The 15340-nt window shown below is 42.4% G+C and carries 19 protein-coding genes, 1 pseudogene and 1 riboswitch; of the genes and pseudogenes, 12 read left to right on the forward strand and 8 right to left on the reverse strand.

All coding sequences use genetic code 11. The features are described 5' to 3' along the window. Positions 1 to 16 precede the first annotated feature (16 nt). The 10 genes from pduL to CSV67_RS04545 all read left to right on the forward strand — a co-directional run bounded on the left by pduL (position 17) and on the right by CSV67_RS04545 (position 8256). On the forward strand, positions 17 to 886 hold the full coding sequence (pduL, locus tag CSV67_RS04505) for a phosphate propanoyltransferase (RefSeq protein WP_099630438.1): 870 nt from the start codon (positions 17 to 19) through the stop codon (positions 884 to 886). Between the two features lie 16 nt (positions 887 to 902). Continuing rightward, positions 903 to 1208 (forward strand): EutN/CcmL family microcompartment protein, encoded by a 306-nt coding sequence (locus CSV67_RS04510; protein ID WP_099630439.1) that lies wholly within the window; start codon positions 903 to 905, stop codon positions 1206 to 1208. Beyond that, positions 1183 to 1524 carry a BMC domain-containing protein gene (locus CSV67_RS04515; protein WP_099630440.1) on the forward strand — a complete coding sequence of 114 codons (342 nt, stop codon included), beginning with the start codon at positions 1183 to 1185 and terminating at the stop codon, positions 1522 to 1524. The genes CSV67_RS04510 and CSV67_RS04515 overlap by 26 nt, the downstream gene beginning before the upstream one ends. Positions 1525 to 1584: 60 nt before the next feature. Further along, positions 1585 to 2535: a malate dehydrogenase gene (mdh, locus tag CSV67_RS04520; RefSeq protein WP_099630441.1), complete on the forward strand. Its 951-nt coding sequence runs from the start codon at positions 1585 to 1587 to the stop codon at positions 2533 to 2535. A gap of 376 nt (positions 2536 to 2911) precedes the next feature. Further along, complete coding sequence (locus CSV67_RS16640; protein WP_157111241.1) at positions 2912 to 3082, forward strand: hypothetical protein; 171 nt, start codon at positions 2912 to 2914, stop codon at positions 3080 to 3082. 170 nt (positions 3083 to 3252) lie between these two features. Then, positions 3253 to 3429: riboswitch (cobalamin riboswitch) on the forward strand. Between the two features lie 173 nt (positions 3430 to 3602). After that, positions 3603 to 4865 carry a hypothetical protein gene (locus CSV67_RS04525; protein ID WP_099630442.1) on the forward strand — a complete coding sequence of 421 codons (1263 nt, stop codon included), beginning with the start codon at positions 3603 to 3605 and terminating at the stop codon, positions 4863 to 4865. 25 nt (positions 4866 to 4890) lie between these two features. Beyond that, positions 4891 to 5223 (forward strand): hypothetical protein, encoded by a 333-nt coding sequence (locus CSV67_RS04530; RefSeq protein WP_099630443.1) that lies wholly within the window; start codon positions 4891 to 4893, stop codon positions 5221 to 5223. Positions 5224 to 5249: 26 nt separating this feature from the next. Then, positions 5250 to 6371, forward strand: coding sequence for a YibE/F family protein (locus CSV67_RS04535; protein WP_369803141.1), 1122 nt, complete (start codon positions 5250 to 5252; stop codon positions 6369 to 6371). Beyond that, positions 6368 to 7156 carry a YibE/F family protein gene (locus CSV67_RS04540; RefSeq protein ID WP_099630445.1) on the forward strand — a complete coding sequence of 263 codons (789 nt, stop codon included), beginning with the start codon at positions 6368 to 6370 and terminating at the stop codon, positions 7154 to 7156. Before CSV67_RS04535 ends, CSV67_RS04540 begins: the two co-directional genes overlap by 4 nt. A 149-nt stretch (positions 7157 to 7305) precedes the next feature. Further along, positions 7306 to 8256, forward strand: coding sequence for a bile acid:sodium symporter family protein (locus tag CSV67_RS04545; RefSeq protein WP_099630446.1), 951 nt, complete (start codon positions 7306 to 7308; stop codon positions 8254 to 8256). A gap of 61 nt (positions 8257 to 8317) precedes the next feature. Here the strand turns inward: CSV67_RS04545 and ahpF are convergent, their stop codons facing one another. Both ahpF and ahpC read right to left on the reverse strand, forming a co-directional pair. After that, complete coding sequence (ahpF, locus tag CSV67_RS04550) at positions 8318 to 9856, reverse strand: alkyl hydroperoxide reductase subunit F (protein ID WP_099630447.1); 1539 nt, start codon at positions 9854 to 9856, stop codon at positions 8318 to 8320. 13 nt (positions 9857 to 9869) lie between these two features. Further along, positions 9870 to 10439 (reverse strand): alkyl hydroperoxide reductase subunit C, encoded by a 570-nt coding sequence (gene ahpC, locus CSV67_RS04555; protein WP_099630448.1) that lies wholly within the window; start codon positions 10437 to 10439, stop codon positions 9870 to 9872. A 460-nt stretch (positions 10440 to 10899) separates the two neighbouring features. Here ahpC and CSV67_RS16645 point away from each other — a divergent pair, with 460 nt between their 5' ends. Further along, a complete protein-coding gene (locus CSV67_RS16645; protein WP_158232884.1) occupies positions 10900 to 11055 on the forward strand; it encodes a hypothetical protein in 156 nt (51 codons plus the stop codon). A 15-nt stretch (positions 11056 to 11070) separates the two neighbouring features. Next, positions 11071 to 11286, forward strand: a complete 216-nt coding sequence (locus CSV67_RS04560) for a hypothetical protein (protein WP_099630449.1) — start codon at positions 11071 to 11073, stop codon at positions 11284 to 11286. Between the two features lie 167 nt (positions 11287 to 11453). On the opposite strand, the pseudogene CSV67_RS17110 reads toward CSV67_RS04560, so the two are convergent. The 6 genes and pseudogenes from CSV67_RS17110 to CSV67_RS04585 all read right to left on the reverse strand — a co-directional run. Beyond that, positions 11454 to 11522, reverse strand: a pseudogene (locus CSV67_RS17110) (hypothetical protein); the annotation flags it as partial. 16 nt (positions 11523 to 11538) lie between these two features. Further along, positions 11539 to 12303, reverse strand: coding sequence for an ABC transporter permease (locus CSV67_RS04565; RefSeq protein WP_099630450.1), 765 nt, complete (start codon positions 12301 to 12303; stop codon positions 11539 to 11541). Beyond that, positions 12300 to 13202: an ABC transporter ATP-binding protein gene (locus tag CSV67_RS04570; RefSeq protein ID WP_233189506.1), complete on the reverse strand. Its 903-nt coding sequence runs from the start codon at positions 13200 to 13202 to the stop codon at positions 12300 to 12302. Before CSV67_RS04570 ends, CSV67_RS04565 begins: the two co-directional genes overlap by 4 nt. Beyond that, complete coding sequence (locus CSV67_RS04575) at positions 13180 to 13407, reverse strand: PLD nuclease N-terminal domain-containing protein (protein ID WP_099630451.1); 228 nt, start codon at positions 13405 to 13407, stop codon at positions 13180 to 13182. The genes CSV67_RS04570 and CSV67_RS04575 overlap by 23 nt, the downstream gene beginning before the upstream one ends. Then, a complete protein-coding gene (locus CSV67_RS04580; protein WP_099630452.1) occupies positions 13404 to 14504 on the reverse strand; it encodes a helix-turn-helix domain-containing protein in 1101 nt (366 codons plus the stop codon). The genes CSV67_RS04575 and CSV67_RS04580 overlap by 4 nt, the downstream gene beginning before the upstream one ends. A gap of 149 nt (positions 14505 to 14653) precedes the next feature. Next, a complete protein-coding gene (locus tag CSV67_RS04585) occupies positions 14654 to 15250 on the reverse strand; it encodes an N-acetyltransferase (protein WP_099630453.1) in 597 nt (198 codons plus the stop codon). Positions 15251 to 15340 lie beyond the last annotated feature (90 nt).

A 15340-nucleotide genomic window follows, 5' to 3' on the forward strand; every position in this document is an offset into this window, starting at 1 on the left:
GAAAGGCGTGAACTAGATGAATCAGCAATTGATTGAACAAATTGTCGGAGAAATTCTTGGACAATTGGGCAAAAGTCCCGTTCAATTGCCGGAACGAGCGGTTCCCATTGCGGTTTCCGCCCGTCACGTACATTTACAGCCTGAACATGTGGAAGTATTGTTTGGCGCAGGGTATGAGTTGACACAGCGGTCCGAGCTTTCCCAGCCGGGCCAATTCGCCGCCAATGAAACGGTGATGATTGCAGGACCTAAAAGTAGTATTGAACGTGTGCGTATTTTAGGCCCTGTCCGAAAAGCTACCCAAGTCGAGGTCAGCTTTACGGATGCCATGAAACTCGGCGTCAAGCCCCCACTTCGGGAATCCGGTAATATTGAGGGATCAGCACCGATTACATTAATCGGACCAAAAGGTAGTGTGCATATAGACCAAGGACTTATTATCGCGCAGGCACATATCCATATGGCACCTGCAGATGCTACGCGCTTTGGTGTGGAAGATGGAGAGTATGTCACGGTGGAAGCAGACGGAGTCCGAGCCATTTCATTCCGCAATGTCCGTATTCGGGTGAATGAGCGTTATCGTCTCGAAATGCATATTGATACCGATGAAGCAAATGCAGGTTTCATTACACAAGGATCAATTGGTCGTCTAGTGAAATCGGGTGACGCGAAAGAAGTGGCATCTGTACAAGCGACGACGGAAGCGGTTAAGGCTATTCCAGTAAATGTTCCAGAGGCATATGAATTCACAAAAAAACTTTTGTCGGCTGAAGACGTGTCCGAGATTTCAGAAAAGGAAATCGTTATTAATAAAGGCACAATTGTTACGGCACTAGCAAGAGATACAGCACGGGAACTCGGTAAAACGATATCGAGTAGAAAGTAGAAAAAGGTGATTACGCATGCGAATGGGTAGAGTGATTGGTAACGTATGGGCAACCCGTAAAGAGGATGGATTAGCAGGGCTTAAACTGTTAATCATCCAGCCGATTGATGCATACGGCAATAGTATACAGTCGCATATGGTCGCGGCAGATCGGATTGGAGCAGGGGTTGGTGACGAGGTACTCATTACGAGTGGCGGTTCTTCACGCTTTATTTTACCGAAAGAAAACCCGATCCCAATCGACGCGGTCATTATTGGTATTATCGATTCCACAGAAGTGAAAAGAGGTGATATACATGAGTCAAGCGATCGGAATGATTGAGACAAAAGGATTGATTGGATCAATTGAGGCAGCAGACGCAATGGTGAAAGCATCCAACGTGGAGTTGGTATCACAGGAGATGGTCGATGGTGGAATTGTTACGGTCATCGTTCAAGGTGATGTTGGAGCAGTTCAGGCAGCTGTTGACGCAGGTCGCGACGCAGCAGCGCGTGTAGGTGAATTACTAGGTGCGCATGTTATACCGCGTCCCGATGATTCAGTGTATGGCATGGTGAAACCCCTAGTGTCGACTACTCCAGAAATTCCGCAAGTTAAGAAACTGGCAGAAGCGAAGAAGGCACCGAAGAAAGACTGAGGAATAGGTGTGCTATAAGTGCATTCCTCATATTGAAGTCTATATAAAGGAGTGTTTTTCATGGCTTTCAAACGACATAAAATTGCAGTCATCGGAGCTGGTCACACGGGCTCTACGGCTGCATTGATGGCTGCACAGAAAGAATTAGGTGACATTGTCTTGGTTGATATCCCGGATCTTTCCAATCCGACTAAAGGGAAAGCACTGGATCTTCTTCAGACGAGTCCTGTACAACAATTTAATTCCCGTATTACAGGTACATCCAATTACGAGGATATTGAAGGCGCCGCAATGGTTATCATTACAGCAGGTGTTGCACGTAAACCAGGTATGAGTCGAGATGATTTAGTTGCAACCAATGCAAAGATTATGCGTTCTGTTTCCGAACAAGTGAAACGTTACGCGCCAGACAGTACCGTGCTGATTTTAAGTAATCCAGTTGATGCGATGACATATGTATGTTATAAAACAACTGGCTTTCCTAAAAACCGCGTAATTGGACAATCAGGCGTGCTTGATACTGCGCGTTTCACTACGTTCATCTCGGAAGAACTAAATATATCCGTAGAGGATATTTCGGGCTTTGTACTTGGTGGACACGGAGATGATATGGTTCCACTTGTACGTTATTCGTACGCCGGCGGCATTCCATTGGATAAGATTATCTCGAACGAACGGCTAGAAGCAATTGTGGAGCGCACTCGAAAAGGCGGTGGTGAGATCGTCTCACTACTAGGTAACGGTAGCGCTTATTACGCACCGGCAGCGGCTTTGGTTGAGATGGCTGAAGCAATTATTAAAGATAAGAAACGAATTATGCCGTCCATTGCTTATTTAGAGGGCGAGTATGGATATCAAAACATTTATTTAGGCGTACCCACTGTTCTGGGAGGCAATGGTATCGAGAGTGTGATTGAACTTCCGTTAACAAAGGAAGAACAAATAGCACTCGACAAGTCAGCTGACTCTGTCAGAGCAGTCATCGATATTTGCGAAAAGCAAATGTCCTAATCACTACGGATCTCTCTAAGTCGTACAGAGGACTTAGGGAGATTTTTTTGTGTAAAAAGTTATAAGGTCGTGTTTTAGTCATTAAATGATAGAGAAGTCATAGGTTTTTCTCGAAAATCTACAAATGTTAACAGGGAATTACAACTTTTATATTTACAATTATTTATTGGGGTGGTACAATAAACAGAATTCACTGAATTATAAAGTATGTCTGTAGTATATTTACTCGGGGATATATATAAAGAATTTCTTCCTTTTGACTTCGTAATGTAAGCGCTGTCAAATGGCCGATTATCATTAAATGCCGAAAAAACGTTCTTTTATTCCCCGGCAAGGCATATACTACGAAAAATACAAAATCCAGGAGGTAATTCTTATGAAAAACAACGACTATCAGAACAATTCATCACTACCCGAGCAGAACGAAACATTCTATTTGATCACAGGTTACTCGGAGAATGGTTTCATCCATGGAATCACATGGCAAGAGGCATATGTTCAAGGATTGGCGGATTGCGGTTGTCTATGCGAACAACAACTAATGTAAGTAATGAAGAACACTCTACACGACGGGGTGCCTAGCACAAAACGATTGTGGACGTACTCACAATGTTTTTTGCATAGGCACCCTATTTAGTTATCTCATGATTCTTCTGATGCATACAAACGCTACCACCCACTATGTTATCCATGATAAAATGATAGCAATAAAATAAATGAGTTTGCACGATGCGCTGGTACCTATCAAGGTATAAAAGGGAATCCGTCAACCGGAGCTGTCCCCGCAACTGTATACACGGACGACCGCTAGAATTAGCCACTATGGAGACATGGGAAGGCACTTGCGGAAGGATGAAGTGAAGCCAGGAGACCTGCCACGTATCGTAAAAGCGACACTTTCTTCGGGGGTTGAGGAGTGGAAGCAAAAAAGGTATCTACGTCTATGCATTTTGTGTGTAGTATATTAAAGCTGCCTGACTTTGTTTCCTCATTCACAACTATTGCAATCATTTTGCCGAAGAGGCGGAATGATTGTTTTTTTGTTGTTTACGAAAGGAGACCGGGACATGAGAGTAGTGGAAAAGATAACCGAACGGGCACTATTGCAGTTATTGTATAAACAAGTAGAAAAACAGCGTGGAAGGCCTGCGTATTCGGAATTTCATCAAGTAGTAAAGAAACTGTTACAGGATGGGTTATACGATCGATGGATCTATGATTATTCAGTAACCGAAATCAAATGGCTTGGCTTACAGGTTGTTGCTGAACGTGACAAATTGATCCCTTCTGCACTGTTGCAACCATATATGAATGAGTTTGTAACATCCAATTATTGTGATAAACAGATAGGTCTGCCTCAGGAGAGATTGATGCTCATAGCAATGGCCGCCATGCAACATGAAACTGTTCAGCGTCTGCGGAAAGTACAGGAAGCATATTGGATACTGAGCCATGGCTATGTGACGTTACCAGCTGAAGTGATGTCGTTCTTCGATAAAGCATTCTATCAGGGAAAGACAAGAGTCCAACAATATACTATGGATATTTCCGACAATGGAATCACATCATTTTTATCAAGCGAGATAAAAGAAAAGCATATATGTATACCCGATTATTTTATGGAACAAGTACAAGCGTGCGGCTCTTGGAGTATATTTGAAGCTGAACAAGTAGAACGCGTTTTTGGATGTTCGCTTAGCCACTTCAATAGGGAAAGATTTCTTCATGCCACTGACGGTCTTACTATTGACTATAAAGAAATCTCAGCTATCGGTTTGATGAAACAGCTGCTTGAAAGTGAAGGTATTATAGTGCATTTTTACAATAAAGAAAGACAAGAAAAAGCAGCATTATCCTCATATATTCAATTGCCGAATGTAATGCAGGCGACGGAGCTGGCACGTACATGTACCATACTTGTACCTTTGCTGAACGGCATTGAGAGTTTATGGGGACATGCATTACGGGTTGAAGTGGCGGGGTGGGAAATCGCTATAGCTAACCAGAAAATTGATTTGCATTCAGAGAAGGCTCTTCAGTTTATTGAAGAAGTAGCGAGAGAAATAAACCACTACTTGAACGTAGCATCCTGTGAAAGCGGAATGCAAACACCTTTGCGCAAAGCAGCCACAGTTATGCATCGATCGATCAACGAGGCGACAAAACACCAGCAAACCGCAATGATCGATCGGGTAATTGCAGAACAGCGCCATACCGATCAAGGAGGTTCTGTTACGTTGGAGAAATCTTCTACCATTGAAACAGCAGAACTGTTGCAGCTGCTCATGAAAGCATGGAGTGGTGGAATTCCTGAAGTCCGACTTACCTGAATCCCTTCTATAGGCTCAGCTAATTTTGCGCGTAGCGGAACTGTTTAACCAAGATTCCTTAAAACGAAAGCCACTGGATGAAAAAGTCCGTGTTGTAGAGTTTTTTGATTTTGACTGGCTGACGGGATCGAAAAAAGATAGAAGATTTATTGAAAGTGGGACACTCCTAGGAATTGATGTCACACTCTACCATCAAGTGGTGGTTTTGGAGATGCTGGATTTACTAGAACAGTTTTCTGTCAAGGAAATGGGTACATTCGCTTCTCTTCCTATAATGGAATCGGAGCTTTTCTTATTGGGAGTAATAGAGATATTTTTTTTAAATCTACGTCTTATTCATGGTAGGATTAATCTGTGACTCATCCTAGGAGTGTCAGGAGGATTATTTTGAATAGAATCAGAAACATCACAACATTGCAGTGGATCTTATTTTTTCTGTTAGCATTTTGCTGTACCATTTCCATTGCTTTTGTAAATCATAATTATTCATTTTATGATCGACCGATCGCCAAGGTAATCCATACAACAATAGAGGAAGAAACGGATGTAACAGACATGCATGGCAATGAAGATACGCTATTTGTCCAACACATCATAGCTAAGATCATGAATGGGGAAGAAAAAGGTCGGGAAATCCAGTTGGTAAATGAGTATTCATCCTCGGGGGCGTACGATCAACAGTACCATATAGGAAATGAAGTTTTCGTCTCCATTGATTCTAAGGTAGAAGAACTAGCGGGGAGTATAACAGACGTAAAACGTGATAAATACGTATTGATCGTTGCATGGATCTTCGTATTTACACTGCTAATTGTCGGGCATAAGCAAGGACTATTGGCAATAGTAGGCTTTGTGATTAACGTCATGGTACTATCATTCGCTTTAGATATTTATGTGAAATTCTATGAGGTCAGTTTACTTGTGGTTTGCGGGATATGTATCTTGTTATTCACAACCATTTCGCTCCTGCTAGTCAGTGGCCGAAATGAAAAAACATATGCCGCCATTGTGGCTACGTTAGTCGCAACGGCAGTGTCACTTTCCATTACGTCCCTTGTCATCTGGATCACTTCAGGGAATGGGCTGCGTTATGAGGAAATGCAGTTTTTGACGCGTCCTTATCACACGATCTTCATGGCGGGGTTGTTTATCGGATCGCTTGGAGCCATCATGGATGTGGCCATTACGATGTCGTCTTCGATGTTTGCATTATATGAAAGAGATCATACTATATCCGTTAAAGCGCTGAAGGCATCTGGCATAGATATCGGCAAAGACATTATGGGAACCATTACAAGCATTCTATTTTTTGCTTATATAAGTGGATCTATCCCCATGCTAATCCTTTATTTAAAAAACGCTTCACCCGTAGGATTTGCACTCTCGATGAATTTATCGTTGGAATTAGCACGTGCATTAGCCGGTGGGATTGGAATCGTCTTAACTATCCCTATAGGACTTTATACAGCGATCTTCTTTATTGAACGAAAGAGGGCGAGAATTTGAATGTACTAGTATGGCTAGCGGTTATTTTACTCGTATTGATGATCTGGGTTGGCGGGAGAAGTGGAGCTAGATCATTTATTTCGCTATTTTTTAACTTTGGCGTGGTCTTTTTTACGATGTTTTTTATGTTGGATTCAAATGCGAATCCTATTGTCATTACATTTATTGCCTGCATAGTTATTGGGTGCATCAGTCTGTTTTATATTAATGAGGTAAACAGTAAAACGGTACTAGCATTCATCTCAACGATGATTACCATTAGTATATTATTATTTTTCATAGTTTTAGTATCCAAAAAGCTTATGATCCAAGGATTTGGTGAAGAGGAAGAAGAAGCAATCGCAGGTATGTCTCTCTATATTGGTGTAGACTTTGTAAAAATAGGTGCTTCCGTCATTATTATGAGTACAATTGGAGCGATCATGGACGTCGCTATATCGATTGCTTCTACTATGCATGAAGTATTTAAGCATAGTAGAAACTTAAGTAAGAAGGAGTTATTTAAGTCTGGCGTGAGTATAGGACGAGATATTTTAGGAACCGATACGAATACATTGTTCTTCGCTTTCTTTGGAGGATATTTGGCATTGCTCATTTGGTTCAAGGATTTACACTACTCTATTGGAGATATTGTCAATTCAAAGATATTCAGTTCAGAAATGATTTTGATACTTTGTGCGGGGCTTGGTATAGCGCTAGTTATACCAATAGCATCTTGGATCAACGCATATTTCTTAGTTAGAACTAGAGAAAAGTTGAATAAAGTACAAAAAGAGGGGCAATGAACTCGGTCTCTGCTATATTGATGACGTATGATAATGCGCTCAAAGGTTCAAAGAAAGCGCTTATAGTAGCGGCTTGAGTGCTCTATTGAATGCGTTAACCGCTCATAACAAAAAACATAGACGGACTTCCTCGTAAGGAGGAGAACTACATGAAAACCATACAAACCATATCAAAAATCATTTCAAAGTACTTACCACTTTGGATCGTACTCTTATCCATCATTGCCTACGTTATTCCGGATGCGTTCATTTCAATCCGGCAACTGACGGGGTTTGGGTTAGGAACGATCTTCTTTCTGATGGGCTTATCGCTTTCGTCGGAGAAACTGCTCAACGTCATCAAAAACCCGAAATATGCTTTACTTGGCATCTTGCTGAAATGGACGATCATGGTCGGAGTATCAATAGGAATTGCCTATATATTTTTCGGCAATCAAGCAGAGATTGCGACCGGCATTATTTTGGCGGGGACGGTACCAAGCGGAACATCTGCAAATATTTATACGTTTATTGCGGGAGGAGAAGTTGCGCTCAGTATTACGATGGCAACGCTTGATACATTCATTTCTCCTGTGTTGACACCGGTGTTATTGCAGACATTTGCAGGACGTTTTATCCCTATTGCATTCTGGCCTTTATTTCTTAACATTATGTATATCGTGTTCTTTCCTTTGATTAGCGGTTTACTAATCCAGTGGAAGTTTCAACAACAAGTGGAGAAGTTTAAACCATATACCAGTGTCTTGTCCCAACTCGCGCTATTTCTGGTCATCCTATCGGTCATCTCCAATGCCCAGCAAGCACTATCTGAGAACTTGTCTGTGCTACCGCTTGTATTCGTAGCAGTCACATTACAAGTTAGCATCCCAATGGGCGCAGGCTACTTCATCTCCAGATGGCTAGGCCTACCCGAGCGCAACGCCCGCGCGATTTTATTCCATACAGGTATTTGCAACACCGCCCTCGCTGCAACACTTGCGATGGAGCACTTCGGATCACTCGCGGCCGTACCGGCTGTTGCCAATATGGTAATGAACTTAACGATTGGTGCCTTAATGGCAAGTCTATTTGAGAACAAATTCCGACTTGCAGTGGAATAGTAAGAGCAAAATGCAAAAAAAGATGCAGAAGGGCGTATAGCCTTCCTGCATCTTTTCATTATTAGACTTCCACTTTACTGCGTACAAGATAATCGAACGCGCTGAGGGAAGCGGTGGCGCCGGAGCCCATGGAGATGATGATCTGCTTGTATGGCTCGTCCGCGCAGTCGCCCGCCGCAAATACACCGGGTACGTTCGTCGCACCTTTTTTATCGATCACAATCTCGCCGAAGCGGTTGCGTTCGACCGAATCACCGAGCCAATCCGTGTTCGGCACGAGTCCGATTTGGATGAATACGCCATCCAGTTCGATGCGATGCTCCTCGCCGGAATCACGGTTTGTATACGTGACACCGTCGACTTTATCGGTGCCGGTGATTTCCTTCGTCTGGACATTCGTCAATACCGTCGCGTTCGGCAGGCTGTTCAGGCGTTCCTGCAAGACCGCGTCCGCTTTGAGTTCTGGTGCGAATTCGAGCACGGTGACATGATTTGCGATGCCTGCCAGGTCGATCGCCGCTTCGATACCGGAGTTTCCACCGCCAACTACTGCCACGTCCTTGCCTTCAAACAAAGGGCCGTCGCAGTGCGGGCAGTAGGCAACGCCTTTGTTGCGGAATTCCGCTTCGCCCGGCACACCAATGTTGCGCCAGCGTGCTCCCGTCGATAGGATAACGGTCTTGCTCTTAAGAACTGCACCATTTTCCAGTTCGATTTCAATGAGATCCTTTTTTTTCAGACGTTTTGCTGTCTGCAGGTTCATGATATCGATATCGTATTCTTTCACGTGTTCTTCAAGGCTCGCCGCAAGTTTCGGTCCTTCTGTGCGATTGACGCTGATGAAGTTCTCAATCGCTGCTGTATCCAGAATCTGGCCACCGAAACGATCAGCGATGATGCCTGTGCGGATCCCTTTGCGGGCAGCGTAGATCGCTGCGCTTGCGCCTGCAGGCCCGCCACCAACAACGAGCACGTCGAATGGGTCTTTGTCTTCAAAGTCGGATGCATCCGGGCCGCTTCCCATTTCCGCAAGGATTTCCTCGATTGTTTTGCGGCCGCTTGTGAATGGTTCCCCGTTTAAGTAAACGGTCGGAACCGCCATGATGTTTTTGTTTTCCACTTCATCCTTAAAGGCTGCACCGTCGATCATCGTGTGCGTAATACCAGGATTCAGTACGCTCATGATGTTCAGCGCCTGTACGACTTCCGGACAGTTCTGACAGCTCAGGCTGATATAGGATTCAAAATGATGCGCACCTTCGATGTTCTTCACTTGCTCGATCACCCGTTCGTCGACTTTAGGCGCTCTGCCGCTCACATGCAGCAAAGCTAGGACGAGTGAGGTAAATTCATGGCCTAGCGGAATACCGGCAAACACGATGCCGGTATCTTCGCCAGGGCGGTTGACGCTGAAACTTGGGGTTCTTTCCAATTCTGCTTTCTCTACTTTGATGAGGGAAGACATGGAGGCTAGTTCATCCACTAGCTCCTGCATGTCCTGTGATACTTTGTCAGAGCCCACGCTGATCTTCAGCTGGACTTCCTTTTCCATCATCTCGAGATATTGGGCTAACTGCGCTTTAATATTCGCATCTAACATATGAACCGTCTCCTTAAATTTTCCCTACAAGATCCAGGCTTGGCTTCAGTGTTTCGCTGCCTTCCTGCCATTTAGCCGGACATACTTCACCCGGATTGTTGCGGACATATTGTGCTGCTTTGATTTTATTGACTAGAACGCTTGCGTCACGACCGATTCCGTCTGCGTTGATTTCCGCTGCCTGCACGACGCCATCCGGATCGATGATAAACGTACCGCGCTGTGCAAGACCTGCTTCTTCGTCCAGCACATCGAAAATGCGGGAGATTTTCTGTGATGGGTCACCGATCATGATGTATCGCAAACTGCTGATAGCATCTGAGTGATCGTGCCATGCTTTGTGCGTAAAGTGTGTGTCTGTTGAAACAGAATATACTTCTGTATCGAGGCCTTTCAATGTTTCGTATTGGTTCTGAAGGTCTTCAAGTTCAGTAGGGCAGACAAATGTAAAGTCAGCCGGGTAGAAGCAGACTACGCTCCATTTACCTCTGAAGTTTTCCTGGGTTACTTCGATGAATTCCCCATTACCACTGTTGTACGCATTTGCTGTAAACTCTTCGATTTGTTTTCCGATCATTGACATGAATGATTCCTCCTAAAGTGTTTTTGATGACTGATGCAGTCACATGCTTAAGTTATAGAATATAATAATTCTAATTACATAATCATTATTATATAACTGTGCAGAGATGTCAACATTATTGATTCTGTATAATATAATGTCTTTATATACTATACCAAAGCAAAAAGAATACGAATCGTTTTCTCTTTTATTCTCAGTTAAATTGAAGGATTACCAGTTAGATCGAAAGTAGTGGAGGGAATTAAACTGAGCAATTTATAGATAATCCTAATCGGACAAGTCAAGTTGTGGGTGAAGAACTAATCTGTACAACTGGCAGGCTTGTTAATTTAAGAGACTTTCCGTGTGATCTGGACCGGACCGTCGTGGAAATATGTTATATTGTACGGTAATGTAGTGATTAAATTAAATGACTAATTGTTTTTAGGGTTCCGTAGCAAATCGAATGATTTTGATTATAGTGAGCAACTATTTAATGATGACGGCGGCACATGTGCTTCCAGCTGCAGCGCAGATCAAAGGATTTCAACCGCTATTCCGTTACAAAAACTATTTGGTATCAAGGATCTTCGCCTATGCATTCAAAGAAACAGGTTGTTCAGTTAAAATCTATTAGATAGGGGCACATGCAATGGATGTATGGTTTGTGATGAAAGAGCGTTATATGCTTCTTTCTATTTTTTTAATCATTATAGTGGCCAGCTTGTTTTTACTAATAGCTATTTGGAAAAATCGTTCTGACATGCCCAAAAGCCTAACCTTAATCATAACGATAATCTGTGCAGTCATCATTGCCTTATCAATATTTGCATGGGTATTTGCAGTTTCGTTTGGATATAATTCTTAAAAATACTTTAATGACCTCTACGTTAAGTATAAATATAGTACGACATAAAAACCGGTTAGAGACTAGTCTCTAACCGGTTGAACTTCATTAAAATACTCTATCACCATTGAAGAGCGAGTTCTTTACAATCACGTAATCGACAGTGCGAATTGAACTGAGAGTCTTGCCCCTGTTCCGAAAGCAGTTTTGATTTTCGTGATACAGACTTTTCCTGGTCATATACCAACTTTTGTAGCGACATTGTCAACGATTTCAAAGTAGCTTTCTTTTAAAATGTGTCATAGTTAGCAGCACGACTAAAATTGCGGCAAACAAAGTGATAATATAAGGAATCCATAAGTCTGAAGGTGTTAGTTCACCGGTTAATAGCTGTGTCGTAGCCGTCAGTAATTCAAGGGGATTCCAAGAAGCGGACTTGGGAAATATAGCTGCAATAAAGAATGCAATGACGACCAATAATGTAACTAGAGTTCCTCCGTAAGGTGTAGCGAACAAGGTATTCCCCCATAACGTAACCGCCAGTAAAAGTATGCCGAATACATAAAGGCAACTGACTGCAAACAACAGATGTTGGAGTTGACTTTGATCCCAATAATAAGCCGTATAAGCGTAGGTGATGGTGAATGACAGTGCGATCGCCAGTGTCCAATAGCAAAGAGCCATAAAGAATTTAGCTGTGATTACGGTACTGCGATGTAATCCTTTCGTCAGTAAAATAACAAGCGTACCTTTTTCTAATTCCTTTGACATCATGGTACTGAATAATAGTATGAACACAATTAGCCCCATTTGCGGAACGTTTTTATAAAACTGTAGCCACGAATCGAGTGCGGTAGGTTCAGGTAGATTAACGAATGTACCTTCAGGCATGAATTGTTCGAATAGAGTCGGAGTGATTTTCGCTGTAAACGGGTTCAGTATGCCTAAAATTGAAAAAATGACGATAACGAGCAATAACTTATACGTCTTCACACTCTCAAACCATTCCTTCTTCAAAAAGCCAAACCATTGATTCATCCAAGCACCTCCAACACGAGCTGCTCAAGTAGACGAGTTTTGGGTTGCATCGACTGTATCAGGATTTTCTGGGTGGTGAGTTCTTGCATGAAAGCTAATTGCTTACTTTCATCAGGTAAACTTACAACTAATTGATCACTGTCGATCTTCATTTCGAATGGGGTATTTTGCAATCGATCACGAGCTTCTGCTACGGGTATCGTAAAAGTAAAAACAAATTCTCCTGTTATTCGCTGTTTTAGATTAGTCAGTTCATCCTGGAATATGATGGTTCCTTCATGCAACATCGCGACGTGATCGCAGATTTGTTCTGCATCCGATACGATATGTGTGGAAAAGAATACAGTTGTCTCTGCCTTTGCTTGCTGTAAAATGGAAAGAATCTGTGCACGACCGGCTGGATCCAAAGCAGAAGTAGGCTCGTCACAAATCAGCAATTTGGGACGATTTAGCAGTGCCTGAGCAATTCCTAAACGCTGTTTCATTCCCCTTGAATATGTGCTAATGAATGAGGTCGTGTCAGCTAATCCGACTAGTTCTAATAGTTCCTGGATCCGTCCCCGTCGTTCCGATTTCGTCATATTCGTAATAACGGCGCAGAGCTCCAAGTATTGTGTTGCGTTATAGAAGGGATAAAATTCAGGAACGTCAGGCAAGTACCCGACATACTGATTGGACTTTGTTTCGCCAAATGTTACGGATTCACCTGCAATGGTAATGGACCCTGCATTGAGTGGTAATAACCCTAGCATGCATTTCATCAATGTCGTTTTGCCAGAACCATTTGCACCGACAAATCCGAAAACTGTATGCTCGGGAATATGAAGATGTATATCTTTAAGCACTTCATGATCTCCGAAACGCTTCGTTACACCATTAATTTGCACGACTATTGTCATCACCTCTTCCAAAAACGAAATAGATTAATGGTCCGATAAATTGAATTAATAGAACTATCAACAGCCACATGACTTGATTGCCAAAGCGATAGTGAGGATGACGAATAACATGTATCGCCGAGAAAATAGCCAATCCTAGTTGCAAAATGATAAGAGGAAGTAAAAATGGTAGATACTCCATAAGTAAAGCCGTGTCGTTGTTCATGAACACCCCTCCAGCCCAAAGTGTAATCGTTGTCGTAACTCTTGCATTTCATCATCTTGCCTAAATGATTCAAAGAAATCAGCGTCCATTGATTCTATGATCGACCGCTTAATAATCTCGGTATTGCGCAATGCATTCGTTCCCAAATCTAATTGTTCTAACCAATCATCCAATAAATTGAAGTATTCGTCCCCGCGTAACGAAAAGGGGAGTAAATCATGAATACATACATCCACGTACTTATTAAGATACGGATAAAGTAGCTCACGATTAACTGAAAGAGCAGCACATTGCGCTACGCTGAAATAAAATTGCAGACACATATTCGGATGAAGTGTACGCAAGTCATATAGCTCAATCAATCTATTCATCCGATGAATGGTTTCATTAAAAATTTGTGGATTGGACGCGGTAAGCCGTAAATAGAGCGGACTGCTGCCGACTAGTTGAATGACGTTTTGATACATCATGACTTGAATGACGCGCATCGCTTCCTCTTGATCACCAAGTTGTTCGTGAGCAGTTGCCAGTAAGATTTCGTCACCAATACTTGGTTTGATTACACCGACTAATAACTCCAATGTAGTTTCAGGATGGGACTGCATGAGAGAAACAGTAGCCTGTAAGGAATTGGCTTGACGCAAGACCCATACATCTTCACTTACTTGCCGAATTCGCTGTAACCAGCGACTGGTTTTCTGTAAAACAGACGGACTATCACTACTTAACATATGATGATTGAGCAGTAATATACTCATCTGCAGCAGGAATGAAGGATCATGGAAGTACACTTTAACTTTTTCTTCTATATCAATAAATACCGACTCAAAAGATTCTTTACCGAAACGGGTTGCGAATTCATAATAGTGATGTTGGATGATTTCTTTAGAAAGTTGTCGTTCATAGCCAAGTAGTTCATCAACGGTCAATTCGAAATACGAAGCAATTTTTGGCAACAGCGTGATATCGGGATAGCTTAATCCCTTTTCCCATTTTGACACCGAAGCCTTCGATACTTGGCAATAAGAAGCTAAGGTATCCTGGGTAATTTGAAGTCGCCTTCGTTCCTGGAGAATCACGGTACCAATTTGCAACATAACCTCACACCTTTCTCTTTCATTTAGTGTAAGGTTAAATGCTTGTTGATTCAATCAACTATTAGGTGATTATTTAGATGAGGAGTCAACTAATGAGATATTATGTATCAAGATACAAAAAATCCGGTCTATGAAAGACCGGATTTTCATCACACGCTCACTGTTGTGAAGGGTTCTAAAATATTCTTTTTTGGTTTCGTTTGAAATTGCAGAACTTTGTCAGTGGAATCGTATGAATCTCCATAGAAATCTTGGTCTTTGTAGGTGTGAATTTCTTCGTAGGTTGTTTTCATCGCGTTGAATACATCTTGTTCATCCGCTTGTGATGATTGCGGGGGTGCCCAGTATAGAATTTCGAGGATGGTTTGTTCTCCAGTAGCTAATGAACGACGGTTATAGCCGATTTTCTGTGCGTGCGTGAATTTTTCACGTGCATAGAACTTCAGTCGCTTCGCAGTATCTGGTTCGGACTCGTCTACTGGTTCAACTTCCAGTAAAATCGGTTTTTTCTTGGTTTTCAACGAATCCAGTAGTTTTTTTCCTAATCCTTCACCACGTGCTACTGAAGATACGAAAAGATAGTCTACGAAAACGAAGTCCTCCGTTTCCACGTACATCAATACGTGTTTTGGTCCTTCTTCCTTATGGTAGACATTCCCCTTATCATTCAGTAATGTCTCCATATGTTCCTGTGACTTCATCTCTTCGATTGGAAAATACTCTTTCAATTTGTTGTACCAATGCATGTGTTAAATTCTCCTCCATAGGTAATGAATGTACCCGGAGCTTTTTGTTTGGGATCAAACAATTTGAGGAAAAAAGAGGTCAGAAAAAAA

The organism is Sporosarcina sp. P2 (assembly GCF_002743255.1).
GTDB lineage: Bacteria > Bacillota > Bacilli > Bacillales_A > Planococcaceae > Sporosarcina.

Bases quoted from the DNA above. Each gene is read 5' to 3' on its own strand.
- CSV67_RS16640 (WP_157111241.1), top strand. From the start codon at position 2,912: ATGAAAAACAACGACTATCAGAACAATTCATCACTACCCGAGCAGAAC.
- CSV67_RS04575 (WP_099630451.1), bottom strand. From the start codon at position 13,407: ATGAACAACGACACGGCTTTACTTATGGAGTATCTACCATTTTTACTT.
- pduL (WP_099630438.1), top strand. From the start codon at position 17: ATGAATCAGCAATTGATTGAACAAATTGTCGGAGAAATTCTTGGACAA.
- mdh (WP_099630441.1), top strand. From the start codon at position 1,585: ATGGCTTTCAAACGACATAAAATTGCAGTCATCGGAGCTGGTCACACG.
- CSV67_RS04570 (WP_233189506.1), bottom strand. From the start codon at position 13,202: ATGACAATAGTCGTGCAAATTAATGGTGTAACGAAGCGTTTCGGAGAT.
- ahpF (WP_099630447.1), bottom strand. From the start codon at position 9,856: ATGTTAGATGCGAATATTAAAGCGCAGTTAGCCCAATATCTCGAGATG.
- CSV67_RS04525 (WP_099630442.1), top strand. From the start codon at position 3,603: ATGAGAGTAGTGGAAAAGATAACCGAACGGGCACTATTGCAGTTATTG.
- CSV67_RS04560 (WP_099630449.1), top strand. From the start codon at position 11,071: ATGGATGTATGGTTTGTGATGAAAGAGCGTTATATGCTTCTTTCTATT.
- CSV67_RS04515 (WP_099630440.1), top strand. From the start codon at position 1,183: ATGAGTCAAGCGATCGGAATGATTGAGACAAAAGGATTGATTGGATCA.
- CSV67_RS04510 (WP_099630439.1), top strand. From the start codon at position 903: ATGCGAATGGGTAGAGTGATTGGTAACGTATGGGCAACCCGTAAAGAG.
- CSV67_RS04580 (WP_099630452.1), bottom strand. From the start codon at position 14,504: ATGTTGCAAATTGGTACCGTGATTCTCCAGGAACGAAGGCGACTTCAA.
- CSV67_RS04585 (WP_099630453.1), bottom strand. From the start codon at position 15,250: ATGCATTGGTACAACAAATTGAAAGAGTATTTTCCAATCGAAGAGATG.
- CSV67_RS04565 (WP_099630450.1), bottom strand. From the start codon at position 12,303: ATGAATCAATGGTTTGGCTTTTTGAAGAAGGAATGGTTTGAGAGTGTG.
- CSV67_RS04545 (WP_099630446.1), top strand. From the start codon at position 7,306: ATGAAAACCATACAAACCATATCAAAAATCATTTCAAAGTACTTACCA.
- ahpC (WP_099630448.1), bottom strand. From the start codon at position 10,439: ATGTCAATGATCGGAAAACAAATCGAAGAGTTTACAGCAAATGCGTAC.